Annotated in this window: 1 pseudogene; it reads left to right on the top strand. The window is 72.7% G+C overall.

Annotation, left to right across the window (positions count from 1 at the left end):
• Positions 1-170: 170 nt before the first annotated feature.
• Positions 171-726, top strand: a pseudogene (locus VTU_RS0106425) (apolipoprotein N-acyltransferase); the annotation flags it as partial.

The raw sequence follows: 726 nt of genomic DNA, 5'->3' as shown, positions 1-726 counted from the left end.
CCGGCCTGCGGCCACGGCTATCGGCTATCCTGCGGGGCCCACTCCCTACCGCATGCGCATGTCCTGCGCTCCAACACAGTGTCCGCCGCGCAACCCGCACACCCCACGAGATCGCCCGAAGAGCAATCAAAGCGCCGTTTCCTGCAGAAAGTCGCCGGCGATCGATGCTGATGCGCGCCCATCCGAACGTGCTGCAGGCGCTCGTGGCGCTCGCCGCGGGGCTGGCGCAGGCCGCGTCGCTGGCCTGGCCCGGTAACGGCGCGCCCCTGTGGTGGCTACAACTGGCGTCGCTGGCCGTGCTTGCCTGGCTGCTGCGACCCGGCGCGGGCCGGGCCCTTGCGTGGCGCCGTGGCGCGCTGGTCGGCGGCTTGTTCGCCATGGCCTGGCTGGCGGGCACGCTCTGGTGGCTGTTCATCTCCATGCACGTCTACGGCGGGCTGCCCGCGCCGCTGGCGGTGGCCGCAGTGCTCGGGTTGGCGGCCTTCATGGCGAGTTTCTACGCCACCGCTGCGGGGCTGTTCTGCCATCTTGCGCCGGGCGGCACGCTGTCGGCGGCGCTGCTTTTCGCGGCGCTCTGGTTGCTCGCCGAGCTGGTGCGGGGCAACTTGTGGACGGGCCTTCCCTGGGGGGCCGGCGGCTACGCGCATGTCGATGGGCCCTTGTCCCCGCTCGCGCGGTGGGGGGGCGTCTACGGCGTGGGGGCCGTGGCCGCAGGCGTGGCCATGC

It is taken from the genome of Verminephrobacter aporrectodeae subsp. tuberculatae At4 (assembly GCF_000193225.1).
Taxonomy (GTDB): Bacteria; Pseudomonadota; Gammaproteobacteria; order Burkholderiales; family Burkholderiaceae_C; genus Acidovorax; species Acidovorax aporrectodeae.
The sequence above is the reverse complement of the archived record's forward strand: the minus strand, read 5'-3'. Positions and strand labels throughout refer to the sequence as shown.